This is a genomic window from Providencia sp. PROV202, from assembly GCF_028479565.1.
Taxonomy (GTDB): domain Bacteria; phylum Pseudomonadota; class Gammaproteobacteria; order Enterobacterales; family Enterobacteriaceae; genus Providencia; species Providencia zhijiangensis.
In genome coordinates, this window is record NZ_JAMPNV010000002.1 from 13,302 (window position 1) to 29,806 (window position 16,505).

General features: G+C 44.7%; 14 protein-coding genes. 6 read left to right on the forward strand and 8 right to left on the reverse strand.

Translation table 11 applies throughout. The features are described 5' to 3' along the window. Positions 1-5 precede the first annotated feature (5 nt). The 5 genes from PR799_RS00965 to PR799_RS00985 form a co-directional block, all read right to left on the reverse strand. A complete protein-coding gene (locus PR799_RS00965) occupies positions 6-1,520 on the reverse strand; it encodes an alanine/glycine:cation symporter family protein (protein ID WP_154626673.1) in 1,515 nt (504 codons plus the stop codon). A gap of 84 nt (positions 1,521-1,604) precedes the next feature. Continuing rightward, positions 1,605-3,089, reverse strand: coding sequence for an aldehyde dehydrogenase (locus tag PR799_RS00970; protein ID WP_272521040.1), 1,485 nt, complete (start codon positions 3,087-3,089; stop codon positions 1,605-1,607). Between the two features lie 11 nt (positions 3,090-3,100). Then, on the reverse strand, positions 3,101-3,967 hold the full coding sequence (gene dapA / locus PR799_RS00975; RefSeq protein WP_132495848.1) for a 4-hydroxy-tetrahydrodipicolinate synthase: 867 nt from the start codon (positions 3,965-3,967) through the stop codon (positions 3,101-3,103). 15 nt (positions 3,968-3,982) lie between these two features. Further along, positions 3,983-5,230, reverse strand: a complete 1,248-nt coding sequence (locus PR799_RS00980; protein WP_272521041.1) for an NAD(P)/FAD-dependent oxidoreductase — start codon at positions 5,228-5,230, stop codon at positions 3,983-3,985. A 9-nt stretch (positions 5,231-5,239) separates the two neighbouring features. Beyond that, positions 5,240-6,190: a 4-hydroxyproline epimerase gene (locus PR799_RS00985; RefSeq protein ID WP_272521042.1), complete on the reverse strand. Its 951-nt coding sequence runs from the start codon at positions 6,188-6,190 to the stop codon at positions 5,240-5,242. 152 nt (positions 6,191-6,342) lie between these two features. Here PR799_RS00985 and PR799_RS00990 point away from each other — a divergent pair, with 152 nt between their 5' ends. The 6 genes from PR799_RS00990 (at position 6,343) to dauA (ending at position 13,811) form a co-directional block, all read left to right on the forward strand. Then, on the forward strand, positions 6,343-7,200 hold the full coding sequence (locus PR799_RS00990; RefSeq protein ID WP_154626660.1) for an AraC family transcriptional regulator: 858 nt from the start codon (positions 6,343-6,345) through the stop codon (positions 7,198-7,200). Positions 7,201-7,499: 299 nt separating this feature from the next. Further along, positions 7,500-8,123, forward strand: coding sequence for a CDP-alcohol phosphatidyltransferase family protein (locus PR799_RS00995; RefSeq protein WP_154626658.1), 624 nt, complete (start codon positions 7,500-7,502; stop codon positions 8,121-8,123). A gap of 9 nt (positions 8,124-8,132) precedes the next feature. Continuing rightward, entirely contained in the window at positions 8,133-9,899 is a 1,767-nt protein-coding gene (locus PR799_RS01000) for a bifunctional alpha/beta hydrolase/class I SAM-dependent methyltransferase (RefSeq protein WP_154626656.1), read from the forward strand. Between the two features lie 167 nt (positions 9,900-10,066). Next, the gene (locus PR799_RS01005) at positions 10,067-11,407 is read left to right on the forward strand and encodes a phosphatase PAP2/dual specificity phosphatase family protein (RefSeq protein WP_272521043.1); all 1,341 of its coding nucleotides are present in this window, start codon (positions 10,067-10,069) and stop codon (positions 11,405-11,407) included. Continuing rightward, positions 11,404-11,817: a hypothetical protein gene (locus tag PR799_RS01010; protein WP_272521044.1), complete on the forward strand. Its 414-nt coding sequence runs from the start codon at positions 11,404-11,406 to the stop codon at positions 11,815-11,817. The genes PR799_RS01005 and PR799_RS01010 overlap by 4 nt, the downstream gene beginning before the upstream one ends. Positions 11,818-12,095: 278 nt before the next feature. Further along, entirely contained in the window at positions 12,096-13,811 is a 1,716-nt protein-coding gene (gene dauA / locus PR799_RS01015; protein WP_272521045.1) for a C4-dicarboxylic acid transporter DauA, read from the forward strand. Between the two features lie 95 nt (positions 13,812-13,906). On the opposite strand, the gene PR799_RS01020 is transcribed toward dauA, so the two are convergent. The 3 genes from PR799_RS01020 to kdsA form a co-directional block, all read right to left on the reverse strand. Next, positions 13,907-14,659, reverse strand: a complete 753-nt coding sequence (locus tag PR799_RS01020; RefSeq protein ID WP_154626648.1) for a tetratricopeptide repeat protein — start codon at positions 14,657-14,659, stop codon at positions 13,907-13,909. A 67-nt stretch (positions 14,660-14,726) separates the two neighbouring features. Beyond that, complete coding sequence (locus PR799_RS01025; RefSeq protein ID WP_272521046.1) at positions 14,727-15,629, reverse strand: TIGR01212 family radical SAM protein; 903 nt, start codon at positions 15,627-15,629, stop codon at positions 14,727-14,729. Between the two features lie 12 nt (positions 15,630-15,641). After that, the gene (gene kdsA, locus PR799_RS01030) at positions 15,642-16,496 is read right to left on the reverse strand and encodes a 3-deoxy-8-phosphooctulonate synthase (RefSeq protein ID WP_154603938.1); all 855 of its coding nucleotides are present in this window, start codon (positions 16,494-16,496) and stop codon (positions 15,642-15,644) included. Positions 16,497-16,505 lie beyond the last annotated feature (9 nt).

Below are 16,505 nucleotides of genomic sequence, written 5' to 3' on the forward strand. Positions count from 1 at the left end.
CTAAGTTATTCTTCCTTAAGTAACTTCTCGTTTATCTTCCCAGACCCATCGATTTTATTAATTCCAACGCCTTGCGCATGATATTCACGACTGATTTCTTCCCATAATTCTGCGTTTTCTACACCTGCGGCTTTCGGATCAAACACCGGATCAACCCCTAGTTTAGTTTGTCTTTCAAAATCACGTAACGCTCTTAAAGCGGGTTTCGATAAGAAGACAATCGCAATCAAGTTTAAGTAGCTCATACTGCCGAAGCCGATATCACCCAGTCCCCACATAATACTGACTGATTGCACGCTGCCCATAAAGACAATCACTAGGAAGACAAATTTCAAAATCAGCTTCAATACAGGGTATTTAAGCTTACGGTCAAGATAAACAATGGTGGTTTCCGCAATATAGTAGTAAGCCATAAGCGTTGTGAAGGCAAACAAGAATACCGCGATAGAGACAAACCCCGCACCCGCCGATGTAAATACCGTAGAAACGGCCATTTGAGTCCATGCTGTTCCTGCTGCCACACCTGGCACATACTCCACAAGAGCAGTCGCTGAACCATCAGGGAAAACGTTGTACATATTGGTAACTAAGATCATCAATCCTGAGGCCGTACACACAACCACGGTGTCGATATAGATAGAGAATGCTTGGATAAGCCCCTGTTTGACCGGATGGCTCACTTCTGCGGCTGCAGAACTGAACGTCGCTTCACCGGCTCCTGCCACGTTTGAAAACACGGCACGACGCACGCCCCAAGACACCGCAGTTCCCACGATCCCACCGAATACCGCATCCATTCCCATCGCACTGCGGAAAATTAAGCTGAACATGCCAGGTACGCTATCCCAATGGCTGCCCAGAATAATCACCATCATCACGATATAAGCTAATGCCATGATAGGAACAATTTTATCGGCTGCGCTCGCAATACGTTTCACGCCACCAAAAATTAACCACGCCATTAATACCGTCACTAATGCACCTGTTGCCATTGGTGGAATATTAAATGCCGTTTGGAACGAATCCGCGATGGTATTGGCTTGAATACCCGGTACCAACACACCGTAAGATAAACAGATCACTGCCGCAACAAAGATAGCAAAAGGCTTTAATTTCAATCCTTTTTCAATATAGTACGGCGAACCACCACGATATTGATCATCTGAGCGCTGCTTATAAATCTGCGCCAGTGTAGACTCAATAAAGGCGCTCGCGCCTCCAAGTAAGCCCATGACCACCATCCAGAAAATTGCGCCGGGACCACCTGCCGCAATCGCGGTTGCTACCCCTGCAATGTTACCGACCCCAACACGCCCCGATAATGCTAAACAGAAGGCTTGGAATGAGGAAATCCCGTCTTTTGATGCTTTATTTTCTTTTAATAAACAGACCATTTTTACGATGTAACGAAACTGAACACCGCGTGTTGCTAATGTGAAATAGAGACCGACACCCAGAGATAAGAATACGAGAGCATTACCCCAGATGTAACCAACGATGGTATTAACGATGGCTTCCATATGTACTCCTCGACGATTGTAATTGTATTTGTGTATTTGCAAGGGTCGAAACCTGAACCCCGCAAGGCTCAGGTCAATGTCATTTTACTGATTGATAAACCAGATAACTTTCGTTTGGGTGTATTGCTCAAAGGCTTCTAAGCCGTTGTCTTTTCCACCAAAACCTGACTGACGGAAACCACCAAATGGCGTGGTGATATTACCTTCGCTAAATCCGTTGACGGACACTGTCCCCGCATTGATACGACGTGCAATATTCATCACTCGATGGACATTTTGGCTATAAAACGATGCAGCCAATCCGTAGTGAGTGTCATTGGCTAAATTGACCGCCTCGTCATCGGTTTTAAACGATGTGACGGCTAAAATGGGACCAAAAACTTCATGTCGAAAGAGAGACATTTCTGGCGTAACGGCATCAAAGATAGTCGGTTCGATATACCATCCTGAGCCGAGATCACTGCGTATTTTTCCTCCTGTTACCAATTTGCCACCTTCTTTAACGGTGGTATCCAAAAACGATTTTACTTTCTCAAAATGCGCCTGTTCAATCATTGGGCCAATAGAAACCCCTGCCTCGCGAGGGTCTCCCACTTGCCATGTTGATGCCGCAGCGGTTAACTTTTCGAGTAAGTTTTTTTTGACATTTTCATGCACAATTAAGCGAGAGCCACAGCTACAGTTTTCGCTCATATTCCAGAACGCGGCCGCCATAATATGTGGAATAGCCGCATCTAAGTCCGCATCCTCAAACACCACTTGCGGGCTTTTCCCGCCACATTCCAAGACAATCTCTTTTAGGTTACTTTCCGCGGAGTATTTCAGGAATAAACGCCCCACTTCGGTTGAACCCGTAAACGACACCACATCCACATCAGGATGGCGTCCTAAGGCTTCCCCAACTTTCTCACCTAGTCCGCACACTAAACTTAACGCGCCTTTAGGGACGCCAGCTTCATAAGCCAGTTCCACCATGCGGTAGGCACTCAAGGAAGTTAACTCTGCGGGCTTCACAATCACCGAGTTTCCGACAGCCAATGCAGGCGCCACTTTCCATGCAAACATTTGAGCAGGGAAATTCCAAGGTAAAACTGCCCCCACAACGCCAATTGGCTCATGAACAATCAGCCCCATTTCTTGGCGACCTGTTGGGGCAATTTTGCCGAATAGTTTATCGATGGCTTCCGCATACCAATAAAAAGTTTCGACGGTGGCGGGCAAGTCAGTATTCAAACATTCTGTAATCGGTTTTCCTGCATCCACACAATCTAATGCCGCTAGCTCTTCACTGTGTTTTTCAATGAGTTGTGCCCAGCGTAGCATCACTTGCTTACGCTCTTGAGGGGATAATCCACTCCAGCTACCTTCTTCAAAGGTTTCACGAGCTATATTCACGGCTGCATGGACATCTTGCGCGCTGCCATCGGCAATATAACCAATCGTACTATTATCGATAGGCGTATAATTTTTAAGTTTGGCGCTACCACTTTGGTAGCCCGCAATGAGATTACCCGCCCACAGTTGGCTCTGTTTCGCTCGTTCAAATATTTGCTCTTTGGTGATCAACATAGTCAACCTCCCTACGGCTTGATCAACGCAAGAAACTCATGACGTTCTTGCTGGCTAATATTTGACAGAGGCAAACGAACTGGCCCCACGTTAAAAGTACCTTTTAAGCAACCCGCTTTGGCTTTTTGGTTATAATTACCTGACTCCATTGAGTAAATAGCAGGGTAAATCTCTTGCATGATCTGCTTAGCCTTCGCCCAATCTCCTTTTTGTGCGGCATTAAAAATCGCCACTTGCTCCGCAGGGAAAACGTTGCCCGCACCCGCGATCCAACTTTTCGAGCCCCAGAAGAAAAAGTCCACTGGCTGGTCATCACAACCGCAAATGACTTCGAAGTTTTTAAATGGCGTTTGTAGCAAATGCAGAGCACGGCTAAAGCTCCCACTGCTCTCTTTGATAGCGACGATATTGTCGATTTCAGCTAATTTCACCACGGTATCTAATTCAATTTCGATACCGATACGAGCCGGGAAGTTATACATAATGATTGGTAGCGAGGTGGATTTCGCCACTTTTTCGTAGTGGGCATAAACGCCGTTTTGATCTGGCAGGCTGTACGGTGGCGGCGACAGCATGAGCCCTTCGTAGCCCAGTTCTTTCGCTTGTGCTGCGCGTTTAATTGCGCCCTCGGTAGATAAGTCATTAATCCCAGCGATCAGCGTCACACGCCCTTTGGCGATTTTACTGACTGTGGTTAATACGGTTTTGCGTTCATCTTCATTTAACGCGTAATATTCACCCGTGGTGCCACAGACAACTAACCCTGTCACACCACTGGCAATCAGTTTTTCGGTTAACTCGGCTAACGCCGTGATATTCAATGAAAGATCATCATGAAACGGTGTGACTAACGGAACAAGGATGCCATGAAAATTCATTATAATTCTCCTGAATTAAAGAAAGCGCTTAATCGAAAAAGGCGAGCAATCGAGCGGTGTCGGTTGCCCGTGGATCATGTTGTTGACGATATCTGCGGTAATTGCCGCTTGTGTTAGCCCTAAATGCTGATGCCCAAAAGCAAAAACATACGGGCCTTTTTGGTCTATGACCGGTAAGGAATCGGAAATAGTGGGACGAAACCCCATCCACTCACTGGTATTCTGGCTATCCAATGGTGTTTTCAACATTGGATTAGCTAACGGTAAAAAGTGACGAGCGCGCTGCATATTCGGTGGACGTTTTAGCCCTGCATATTCCACCGTACCCGCAAGACGTAACCCACCGTTCATTGGCGTCATAATAAAACGGCGATCCATACTGGAGATCGGGATTGATAAACGCCCTTTTTCATTCGGTAGCATCAAGTGATAACCGCGCTCCGTTTCTAACGGCACATTAATGCGGCTCACCATCTTCACTAAGGATTTCGAGAATGCCCCTCCAGCAATCACCACTTTATCGGCAATAAATGCGCCTTGTGATGTGGACAAGCGTGCTTGACTCGCTGATGACGAATCAATCGCCGTGACTTCACACTCAGTCAGGACTTTCCCCCCTAACTGAATGAATGCTTGGGTTAAGCGCTCATGCATTAAGGCGAGATCCACCACATGCCCAGTCTCTGGGTAGAACAATCCACCAATTTGGTTATTGGCAAGTTCAGGTTGCTGTGCCAACAGTTGGGATTGATCCAACAGCTGGTTATGCACCCCTGTGCTATTTAAATACTCTCCGTGGCGACGCAATTTTTCGAAGGTTGGCTGTTTTTCAGCCACCAGCAGCGAACCTTGGATTTTGACTAAATCCTCTAACTGCCACTGCTTCGAAAATGCCTGCCAAGCGCCTAATGACGCGCCATTGAGCATGGAGAGAACATGGTGAATATGCATAAACGGCTTGTGGCGCATATTGCCCAACAATTTCAGTAGCCATGGTGTCAGCGGCAATATATAGCGCCAATCAATACGCAGTGCGCCTAACGGGTCAAGCAACATGCTAGGAATTGATTTCAAAACAGATGGGTCCGCCACAGGAAACACCTGCTCAGTGGCGATATGCCCCGCATTCCCGAACGAAGCGCCTGAGCCAATTTGGTTTTTGTCGACCAATAAAACGTCCGTGCCTTGATTCTGGACAGATAACGCAATACTGAGCCCAACAATGCCACCACCCACCACAATCACGGAATATTTGTTATCCATTCGCTTACCTCACTCCACCGTGATCCCAAAGCGGAACGGGTCGTTTTCATCGATCAACAAGGTATTTTCGCCGCTGATATAGGCATTTCCGCGAATAGTCGGGATGATGCCATTAGCATCTGCAATCTGATAGCTAGCTTGGAATTGGCTACCGATGACACTTGCCTGATACCAAATTTTGCCTTCTGCGAGTTTGTTATCTGCCGCAAGACACGCCAGCTTGGCACTTGTGCCCGTGCCACAAGGAGAACGGTCATAGGCACCGCCTGGACATAACACAAAACTTTGACTATCCGCGTCTTTGCAATGACCAAACAGCTCAATGTGGTCAATTTCTTGGTTATCTTTACCAAAAATACCTTGGTCAACCAGAGCTTGTTTGATTTTCAAGCAAACCTCGGTCAGTGCTTTGGCGTTGCCATATTGGATAGCGAGTGGTGAATTTTCGACGAGGAAAAACCAGTTTCCACCCCATGCAATATCCCCAGTCACTAGCCCAACCTCCGGCACATTAACTTGAACGGCTTTGCGATAACGGTATGCGTAGACGTTTTGAATACTCACGCTACCATCTTCATGTAATTTAGCGGTCACATCCCCGACAGGGGTTTCAATCAAATGCTCCCCGTAGCCAATGCGCCCTAAGTAATGCAATGATGCAACTAAACCAATGGTGCCGTGACCACACATACCTAAGTAGCCTTCGTTATTAAAGAAAATCACTCCGGCGGCCGCTTTTGGATTCACTGGTTTGCAAAGTAATGCGCCCACTAAAATGTCATTTCCACGCGGTTCTAAAATCGTCGTGCAGCGCCAATGGTCATATTCTGTACGTAATTTTTGCAGGCGCGACGCCATGTCTGAATTTCCTAAATCAGGAAAACCCTCAATCACTAAACGTGTCGGTTCCCCTGCGGTATGAGAGTCAATGACTTCAATTTTCTTATATTTACTCTGCATCAGTTCATCCTTATCAATATCATTTGTTAATAGAATGCTTGATTTATGTAAACAACTCTTGATATCTTTCGAATCAACCCATGCGTATTTCTGCACAATTTAAAAATATTTCAGATAACTATTAAAATTAGTTGAATGCATTGGAGCGCAATATGATTGATTTAAATAAACTGTTGTTGATTAGTCAGGAAAATATGCTTTTCCCCGTAGATAATATTAATAATTTGTTAAATCATCTTGGGTTGGTGATGCCACTGATTAACACGCTTCCTAATGTGACTTTTTTCGTTAAAGACCGTAATGCCAAATACTTACTTGCCAATGAAAACTTGGCTAAACGGTGTAAAGTTGACCAACCGAATGGCGTAATAGGAAAAACTGCAGAAGATATCTTCCATGCAGATTTAGGTCAGAGTTATAGTTCCCAAGATTATTTGGTGATGCAGAAAAAAATAAGTGTTATCAATAAATTGGAATTGCATCTCTATAAAGCGGGATTATTAGGCTGGTGTTTAACAACCAAGGTGCCGATTTTTGATACTAAAAATCAGGTTATCGGTGTTGCGGGAATTTCGGTGGATTTGCAGGATGAGAAGTCAGTGAGTCCCAAATTAAATGGTCAATTGGGGCGCGTTGAACACTATATTAGCCAGCATTTTGATACCGCTATTAAAATAACAACATTGGCTGAAATTTCAGGGTTGTCATTATCACAACTCAATCGTCAATTTAAAACAGTCTTTCATATTACTCCCCAGCAATATATTCAGAAGAAACGCCTTGAACACGCAATTGAGTTATTAGAAGAAGATTATTCGATTACGGATATTTCAATTAAATGTGCCTATGCCGATCACAGCGCATTCTGCCGTAAATTTAAAGAACTCACGAATATGACCCCAAGCCAATTTAAACGTATGCGTTCTACTATTGATAATAACAAACACAGTGATAATAAAAACATAGATAATAAAGCCGTTAATAAATGGGATATGGCTTATTCTATTTAACCCTCATAAAACGCACATTTTCTTTAAAAAATGTGCGTCTTTTCTTTTTTGAAACACGCGAACTTTTTTCCATTCATTCCCTCTAAATTCTCAGTTGTTCTTTTGGAAAGAAACCGTTAAGCCTCTTTTTGTTGTCACTATGAATCGCTTTCACGATGAATTGCTATCATGATGAATAGTTGTAACGATAAATTGTTGCAATAATGAACTTAGGACAGCTCTTATTGCAGCTAAAACATAATCGCGTATTGATATAGCACTAAACTGCACGCTATGCGGTATATTTTAAGGATGAGTGAATGACCATTTATGATCTGAAGCCGAAGTTTCAGAATCTGTTACGCCCTATCGTTCGTCAGCTCTTTGAGGCGGGAATTACAGCCAACCAAGTCACCCTCGCAGCATTAGGGTTGTCCATTATCGTTGGCGCTCTATTAGCCATTTTCCCTAGCCCTTATTTGTTTATCCTGCTGCCGTTTGTCCTCTTTATTCGTATGGCGCTCAACGCTATTGATGGCATGCTAGCTCGTGAGCATAACCAAAAAAGTCACCTTGGTGCCATGCTAAATGAGCTAGGAGACGTCATCTCTGATGTTGCCTTATACCTACCTTTCGTGCTGATTTTCCCGCATGCATTTTGGTGGATTTTATTGATCCTATTCCTCAGTGTTTTGACTGAATTTATCGGCGTCATTGCTCAAGCGATTGGAGCATCTCGCCGTTATGATGGCCCCGTAGGCAAAAGTGATCGTGCTTTTGTTTTTGGCGCGCTAGGGTTGTTTGTCTGTATTTTTCCGCAACTGATGACCACTAGTTGGATCAATATCCTGTTCGTCATCCTTGCCTTGCTGTTGTTCTATACCTGCTATAACCGTATTCGCCGCGCACTGACTGAATTAAGTGCAGTATCGGAAAATAATTAAGGAAGAATTATGAACGCTCAAACTGACTATTCGACTCAACGTCCCGTTGTCGAATCTCAATTTACCACCAGTGATCATACCAATTTGTTTTATCGTTATTGGCCAACTGAACAAATCACCGATAAAGCCATTATTTTGTTTCACCGTGGTCATGAGCACTCTGGTCGTGTTGCGCATTTAGTGGATGAATTGAATCTCCCTGATTTTGCTATGTTTGCGTGGGATGCTCGTGGACACGGCCGAAATGAAGGCCCTCGTGGCTACAGCCCATCTCTAGGCACGTCCATCCGTGATGTGGATGAGTTTGTCCATTACGTATCAGAGCAATATCAGATCCCACTCGAAAATATTATTGTTATTGGGCAAAGTGTTGGGGCAGTCTTGGTCTCTACATGGGTGCATGACTATGCGCCTAAAATCCGTGGTATGGTGCTAGCCTCCCCAGCATTTAAGGTCAAACTGTACGTCCCATTTGCCCGTACAGGCTTAGGGCTAATGCAAAAAATTCGCGGATTGTTCTATGTGAACTCTTATGTAAAAGCCAAGTTTTTAACCCACGATGAGCAGCGTATTCAATCGTTTAACAATGACCCGCTGATCACACGCCCAATTGCCGTAAACATTCTTCTGGAGCTGTATACAACTGCAGAACGTGTGGTCGCGGATGCCGCTGCCATCACTTTGCCAACCCAGTTGTTTATTTCTGGTAGTGACCATGTGGTTCACCATAAACCACAGCATCAGTTTTATGATAGCCTAAATACCTCAATTAAAGAGAAGCATATTCTTCCCGGTTTTTATCACGACACATTAGGTGAAAAAGACCGCCATATTCCTATCGAAATGATCCGTCAGTTTGTTGATAAATTATTTGCACTTCCGCTGTATCAACATAATTACCAATTCGAAGATACCTGGAGCACCAGTGCCGATGCATTCCGCTCATTGAGTGTACCGCTGCCACAATACTGCCCGAAAAACCTTGCTTATAAGATCATGAGCAAGTCCATGAGCACGTTGGGTAAAGCATCTGAAGGCGTGCGTATTGGCTACGATAAAGGCTTTGATTCCGGCTCTACCCTCGACTATGTCTATCGCAACGAGGCGCAAGGTTCCGGTCTGTTTGGTCGCATTATCGATAGGCAGTACCTCAACAGTATTGGCTGGCAAGGGATCCGCCAGCGCAAAGTCAACATTGAAAACATTATTCGCCAAGCTATTCGTGAACTGACTAATACAGGAAAACCCGTTCGTATTATGGATATTGCCGCGGGTCAAGGTCGTTATATTTTTGATGCCATTAATGACTACGGAAAAGTCGATTCCGTTCTACTGCGTGACTACAGCCCAATTAACGTTGAACAAGGCCGTTTACATATCAAAGAACGTTACTTAGAAGACAAAGTTCGCTTTGAAGAAGGTAACGCATTTGATGCCGACGACCTCGCGGCAGTTTCTCCAGCGCCAACGTTGGGAATCGTCAGCGGTCTATATGAGCTTTTCCCAAGCAATGAGCTGGTCCGAGCTTCCCTTGATGGGCTTTCTCGTGCCATTCCATCCGGTGGTCTACTCGTCTACACCTGCCAACCTTGGCACCCACAGGTTGAAATGATTGCCCGAGTACTGCCAAGTCACCAAGGTGGACAAGCATGGGTAATGCGCTGCCGTAGCCAAGGCGAAATGGATGCTTTAGTCGAAGAAGCTGGCTTCGAAAAAATCACGCAGTCCATCGATAACTGGGGCATTTTTAGCGTTTCCCTTGCTCGACGCCGTTAATTACTTTTCTTTTTAACTATCAGGTTATTGGTATCATCACCAATAACCTGTATTTTTATCTACCCAGCACTCATTCAGCCTGCAAATAGCTCACTTACTTGGCAAATGACTTATTGGTGCATTTTCTATGCATCCAAATTCGATTAATAAGGATAGGAACCGAACCCATGCTTCATTTAGCCCAGGACACGCGCCCGACATCACGACGCCAAATTTGGCTCTATGGGCTATTTTGGTTGCTATTCTTAGCCCCTTTTTTCTTTTTAACCTATGGGCAAGTCAATAATTACACCGCGACACTGTCCAATGTGCCTTCTTATGTATACGGATGGGAAACACACATTCCATTTTTGCCATGGACCATCATCCCCTATTGGAGCATCGACCTGTTCTATGGACTTTCCTTGTTTATCTGTGTCACCCGCCGTGAACAGTACATCCATGGTTTGCGCTTAGTTGCCGCCTCGCTGATCGCCTGTGCTGGTTTTTTACTTTTTCCACTTAAATTCAGCTTTCCGCGCCCAGAAACCAATGGAGCATTCGGCTGGATGTTCGATAGCCTAGAGCTGTTTGACTTACCCTATAACCAAGCCCCCTCTCTGCATATTATTTTACTGTGGTTATTGTGGCTACGTTTCAGGGCTCATACTCCAACCCAATGGCGCTGGTTGCTACACAGTTGGTCAATCCTTATTTTGATCTCCGTTCTTACCACATGGCAGCATCATTTTATCGATGTGATCACCGGCTTCGCCGTTGGTGTCATCATCAGTTACTTGTTACCCATCAATACTCGCTGGCAATGGCGCTATACTGGTAGCCCTCGTAGCCTGAAAATAGCGAAAAACTATGGGCTTGGTGCTATTGCCTGCTATGCTCTCGCCTTTCTCGTGCAAGGTGCAGCATGGTGCCTCCTATGGCCCGCAATCGCCTTAACTTTCGTCACACTGGGCTATTTAGGTGCTGGCGCTTCTGTATTCCAAAAAACCGCGACTGGCCACGTTTCTCCTTCTGCCACATTAGTTTTACTTCCCTATCGCCTGATCGCTTGGGGTACCTATCATTACTATGCCAAGCGCTGTCAGCAACCCAGTATTGTGAACGAAAAAATTGTTTTGGGAGGACGCCCGTTATATCCACTGCAAACTCAAGCTGTTCTCGATATGACTTGCGAGTGGCCTCGCAATAACTACAGCCAAGGTAAAAATTATTGTAGTCAGCCGCAAATTGATTTGTTACCTCTAAGCCCCGAGGATATTGAGAAAGCTGTTACAACTATGGACAGACTCGCCCAAAGTGGTTCGGTGTATGTTCATTGCAAGTTAGGTTATTCTCGTAGTGCGACGGTAGTGGTAGCTTGGATGGTGCATCAAAATATGGCGAGAAATATCGATGAGGCCATCGCCCATGTGGAACAAGTTCGCCCTCAGGTGATTTTAAATTCAGCGACTGTTGAGCAGTTACATCACTGGTATCAGCAATTTCATGTACGGAGAACACACCAATGAGTTCACTGATGGATAAAAACCAAGGAGATGTGATTTTAGTATTCACTGCCAGTTGGCGCTATTTTGCCGTAGGTGCCATCCTCGCGTTATTGGGACAATTTGCTTTACTGCTTCATGATTCGATATCACGCTTTAGCCTCGCAGTGAGTGTCGGGCTGTTTTTTGCTAGCCAATACTTTATTTTCCGCCTATGGCTCGACCACCATTTCTTCACGCTAATTTACCGTCAGGGAGATACCCAAGCCTTTGATAATGCTCTCGGGCTGCTATTTCCTCAATCCTTAGAAAATCAAAATAAGGAAAACCGAAACATGGAAAGTCGCTGGGAAGGTACTCGTAAATTATTTCAGCGTGCCAGTTATTGCGTGGTTCTCTTGTGGGGATGGTTATTATTTTCGCTTATTTTTTAGTTCGTTTTGGGATATTTAAATAAGCGGTGAATTTACTATTAATTAATTATCACACCTTTTAAATTGCTGTTTAAAATAGCAAATCGATAGTTAATAATTATTTTAAATACGTTTAATGATATTTAACGGAGTAAATAACGCTTTTTTACTTTTGATACTGAAAACGTTATGATAATTGTAGTTTCATTGATAAATAACACATTTTTTTGATTCAGTTAGGCGTATCCTCATATCTTCATTTCGTTTATTTTTCACCCTGTTATTTTGGTAGGGTTTTAATGAGTACAAAAAATATTAATAGATTGCGCCCTTTTAGCGCATTGATTGATTCCTGTTGGAAAGAGAAATACACCGCAGCTCGCTTTATGAAGGATTTAATTGCGGGTATTACCGTTGGGATTATTGCAATTCCACTGGCTATGGCACTCGCTATAGCCAGTGGTGTTCCACCTCAATATGGTCTTTACACCGCCGCCATTGCGGGGATTGTCATTGCAATTTCGGGTGGTTCTCGTTACAGCGTTTCTGGGCCAACTGCGGCCTTTGTGGTTATCTTATACCCCGTATCTCAACAATACGGGCTTAGTGGCTTATTAGTCGCGACATTAATGTCAGGGATTATCTTGCTAGCGATGGGTTTTGCTCGCTTCGGTAAGTTTATCGAATATATTCCTGTGTCCGTCACGCTTGGTTTCACATCGGGGATTGCGATTACGATTGCGACCATGCAAATCAAAGATTTTTTTGGTCTGCATATGGAGCATGTCCCTGAAAACTATGTCGATAAAGTGATTGCATTGACTAAGGCATTTCCAACCTTGCAATACAGTGACACCTTGATTGGGCTTGCAACTTTATTCGTGCTGATTTTCTGGCCTAAACTCAAAGTTCGCCTACCGGGACACTTGCCTGCAATTATTGTCGGCACCCTGATCATGTGGGCGCTAACCCTATTTGATATTCAGGTGGAAACTATCGGTTCTAAATTTAGCTATTTACTACCGGATGGAACTCAAGGTAACGGTATTCCACCTATTCTGCCTCAGTTTATGTTGCCTTGGGAGTTACCGGGTAGTGCGCCCATCAGTTGGTCGATGATCACCGCATTGATGCCTGCCGCTCTGTCAATGGCTGTTCTTGGTGCAATTGAATCCCTATTGTGTGCCGTCGTGCTCGACAACATGACGGGGAAAAAGCACCATTCCAATAGTGAGCTTATTGGTCAAGGGTTAGGGAATATTGCCGCCCCATTCTTTGGTGGGATCACCGCAACCGCAGCGATTGCCCGTTCGGCTGCAAACGTCCGCGCAGGTGCAACATCCCCTATTTCTGCCATTGTGCACTCTATTTTAGTGTTGCTGACCCTGCTTATTCTGGCGCCATTGCTCTCCTATTTACCGCTCGCTGCTATGTCCTCACTACTGCTGATTGTGGCGTGGAATATGAGTGCTGCTGGCAAAGTGTTTACGTTAATCCGCCGTGCGCCAAAAGACGACATTATTGTTTTACTGCTGTGTATGTCACTGACTGTCCTATTCGACATGGTTATTGCTATCACTGTCGGGATTGTTATCGCATCACTGCTGTTTATGCGCCGAATTGCCAACATGACACGCGTGACTCAGTTACCTGAGACTCAAGAAGATAAAAGCCTGCTGGTTGTGCGCGTTAATGGGCCGCTGTTCTTTGCTGCTGCGGAGCGTATTTTTGACGAGCTACGGGTAAAAAGTCACGGGTATGAAACAATTGTGATGCAGTGGGATGCCGTACCGGTATTTGATGCAGGGGGGCTGGAAGCCTTCCATAAATTTATTGATATCGTTCGTAAAGACACCCACATTATTGTGTGTGATATTCCATTCCAACCACTGAAAACATTAGCCCGTGCCAATGTTCGTCCGATTGATGGCGTGCTCAGTTTCCAAAATTCACTGAAAAGTGCATTAGAAGAGGTTAAGCGGATCCAAGAGAATAAAAAGCAGCTTAAGTCATAACAACGCTACCATATTATTAGCTTAACACTGACAATAAAAATGCCGCACTTGCTGAACAAGAGCGGCATTTTCTATTCAATCCTGTATGCTAAAAATCAGTAGCAATACATTTCGTTACCTTCGGTTTTACCTAATTCACAAGCCATCGCACGGAGTTTTGTCGCTTTCTGCTCGTCATCTCTGACGGCACCATTGTTACCATCATTAAATTGAAATGAAGCCATACCTTCTGCAAAGCCAGCGAAGGTTAATGCATCCGCTTTTGCAAACCATTCCAACGCTTTTTTCTCATCTTGCGGCACCCCATTACCATCGTAATAAATAATACCTAACCATAAAGGCGCATTAAAATAATCTTTGTCATTTAACGCACTGACCTCCTCAAGTAGTGTAATAGCGCGCGGGTAATCAACGCCACCTGACTCAGGAGTAATCAGCGTTTCAGCTAAACTTATCTTCCCGCGAATACTCCCACCAGCAACGGCTTTAGTCGCATATTCACGGGCTTTGACAAATTCCTCAGTAAACGTTCTATCCCCACTAATTAACGTGATATCCGCCAATAGTGAATACGCATCGGCATTGCCTGCTTGTGCTGATTTCTCTGCCCATAACTTGGCATTGTTTTGGTTTTGTAATACACCAATTCCCGACAAATACATTCCAGCTAATTCATATTGCGCTTTAGCGTCATTGTTTTGAGCCGCCGTTTTGGTCTGTTCAAATATTTTCTTATCTTCAGGCGTAATATCGTATTGCGCCATTGCATGTAGTGAGAACATTAAGCCCATCGCACCTAAGCAAAATTGGCGGCTGGTATTTTTAATAGCAGAGAGGATTGGGTACATAGGTGCCTTATTATTTATAAACGTTAATACAGATGATAAACGATGCGTTAAAACGGTTCTTAAGACGCTATAACGCAGAGCCTTGCCCACCATTAGCGAGCAAGTATTGGTACAAACTGTTCATACCTACCCAGCGATTTTCACACCATTGTGGCGCTAATAATGTCGGTTTTCTCGCACTGGCACTGATACGATGGTACAGAATACCCGTTGGCGTATGGCGGATAATCTCCCCTGCGGTTGCGGTATATTCATCTAAAGATAGGGTTTCTAAGCGACCTGCTCGCCAGCTTTTTGCCATAATACTACCCTCAACGATATGCAACGGATGCAGTTTTATGCCATCTGTGCCACATGCCAATACCGCCTCTAACGTCTGCATATTCATGGCAGCATTTTCATTTGGCAGACCGCAAATCAAATGGGTGCAAACCTTAAGTCCCAGTGCTCGAGCTTTTTGGGTGGTCGCTTGATAAGTGGCAAAATCATGACCACGATTAATACGGTGCAATGTTTTGTCATGGGCGGTTTGTAAACCGAGCTCTAGCCAAATTTCATAGCCTTGTTGGCGATAATCCGCCAATAACGATAACACCGCTTCAGGCACACAGTCAGGGCGAGTTCCTACGCATAAGCCAACCATATCCGCCTGTTGTAGCGCTTCTTCATACAGCTGTTTTAAACGATGTACTTCGTCGTAAGTACTGGTATAAGCTTGAAAATACGCTAAATAGCGATTGGCGCGGGAAATTCGAGAGACTTGTTGCCGGATTTGAAGGGTGATGGGTTGTTCGGACTGTTTCTCATCACTGAAGGATGACACATTACAAAATGTGCAGCCACCTCGCCCCAACGTACCATCACGGTTTGGGCAGCTAAAACCACCATGTAAGGTGACTTTATGGATTTTTTCACCATATCGGCGCTGGAGATCAGCGCCGAACATGGAAACAACATCATTTAATTGCATTTGAAACGATGATTAGCTGTTGGTGTCCAACGCAGGAAAGCTTTTCACAACTTCGTCAATGGCTTTAACTTGCTGTAAGAATGGCTCTAATTTGTTTAATGGTAATGCAGAAGGACCATCACAACGCGCGTTATCTGGATCTGGGTGAGCTTCAAGGAATAGACCGGCTAAGCCAACCGCCATCCCTGCTCTTGCCAGTTCAGCAACTTGACCACGACGACCGCCTGATGCTGCGCCAAATGGGTCACGGCATTGCAGTGAGTGTGTTACGTCAAAAATGACTGGGCAACCATTAGAGGCTTGCATCATGACATTAAAACCAAGCATATCAACTACTAAGTTGTCATAACCAAAGTTTGCACCACGGTCACACAGGATAATGTTATCGTTGCCACCTTCGATGAATTTCTCAACGATGTTGCCGATTTGTCCCGGGCTGATGAACTGAGGTTTCTTGATGTTAATTACCGCATCGGTTTTCGCCATCGCTGCAACTAAGTCAGTTTGACGAGCCAAGAATGCAGGTAATTGGATAACATCAACCACTTCAGCAGCTGGCTGAGCTTGCTCTGGAGTATGAACATCGGTAATGATTTTCACGCCAAAAGTCTGTTTGATTTCTTGGAAGATTTTCAGACCTTCTTCCAGACCCGGTCCACGATAAGAGTGAATAGATGATCGGTTAGCTTTATCAAAAGAGGCTTTAAATACATACGGAATGCCTAATTTTTGTGTCACAGTGACATAATGCTCACACACTTTCATCGCCATATCGCGAGATTCAAGTACGTTCATGCCACCAAACAGAACAAATGGCAGATCGTTTGCGACCTTAATATCACCGATACTGACTACTTTCTGTTGCATACTCTTACC

What these genes read in the sequence shown, in the direction of transcription:
- PR799_RS00965 (WP_154626673.1), bottom strand. Translation starts at nt 1,520, where the DNA reads ATGGAAGCCATCGTTAATACCATCGTTGGTTACATCTGGGGTAATGCT.
- PR799_RS00970 (WP_272521040.1), bottom strand. Translation starts at nt 3,089, where the DNA reads ATGTTGATCACCAAAGAGCAAATATTTGAACGAGCGAAACAGAGCCAA.
- dapA (WP_132495848.1), bottom strand. Translation starts at nt 3,967, where the DNA reads ATGAATTTTCATGGCATCCTTGTTCCGTTAGTCACACCGTTTCATGAT.
- PR799_RS00980 (WP_272521041.1), bottom strand. Translation starts at nt 5,230, where the DNA reads ATGGATAACAAATATTCCGTGATTGTGGTGGGTGGTGGCATTGTTGGG.
- PR799_RS00985 (WP_272521042.1), bottom strand. Translation starts at nt 6,190, where the DNA reads ATGCAGAGTAAATATAAGAAAATTGAAGTCATTGACTCTCATACCGCA.
- PR799_RS00990 (WP_154626660.1), top strand. Translation starts at nt 6,343, where the DNA reads ATGATTGATTTAAATAAACTGTTGTTGATTAGTCAGGAAAATATGCTT.
- PR799_RS00995 (WP_154626658.1), top strand. Translation starts at nt 7,500, where the DNA reads ATGACCATTTATGATCTGAAGCCGAAGTTTCAGAATCTGTTACGCCCT.
- PR799_RS01000 (WP_154626656.1), top strand. Translation starts at nt 8,133, where the DNA reads ATGAACGCTCAAACTGACTATTCGACTCAACGTCCCGTTGTCGAATCT.
- PR799_RS01005 (WP_272521043.1), top strand. Translation starts at nt 10,067, where the DNA reads ATGCTTCATTTAGCCCAGGACACGCGCCCGACATCACGACGCCAAATT.
- PR799_RS01010 (WP_272521044.1), top strand. Translation starts at nt 11,404, where the DNA reads ATGAGTTCACTGATGGATAAAAACCAAGGAGATGTGATTTTAGTATTC.
- dauA (WP_272521045.1), top strand. Translation starts at nt 12,096, where the DNA reads ATGAGTACAAAAAATATTAATAGATTGCGCCCTTTTAGCGCATTGATT.
- PR799_RS01020 (WP_154626648.1), bottom strand. Translation starts at nt 14,659, where the DNA reads ATGTACCCAATCCTCTCTGCTATTAAAAATACCAGCCGCCAATTTTGC.
- PR799_RS01025 (WP_272521046.1), bottom strand. Translation starts at nt 15,629, where the DNA reads ATGCAATTAAATGATGTTGTTTCCATGTTCGGCGCTGATCTCCAGCGC.
- kdsA (WP_154603938.1), bottom strand. Translation starts at nt 16,496, where the DNA reads ATGCAACAGAAAGTAGTCAGTATCGGTGATATTAAGGTCGCAAACGAT.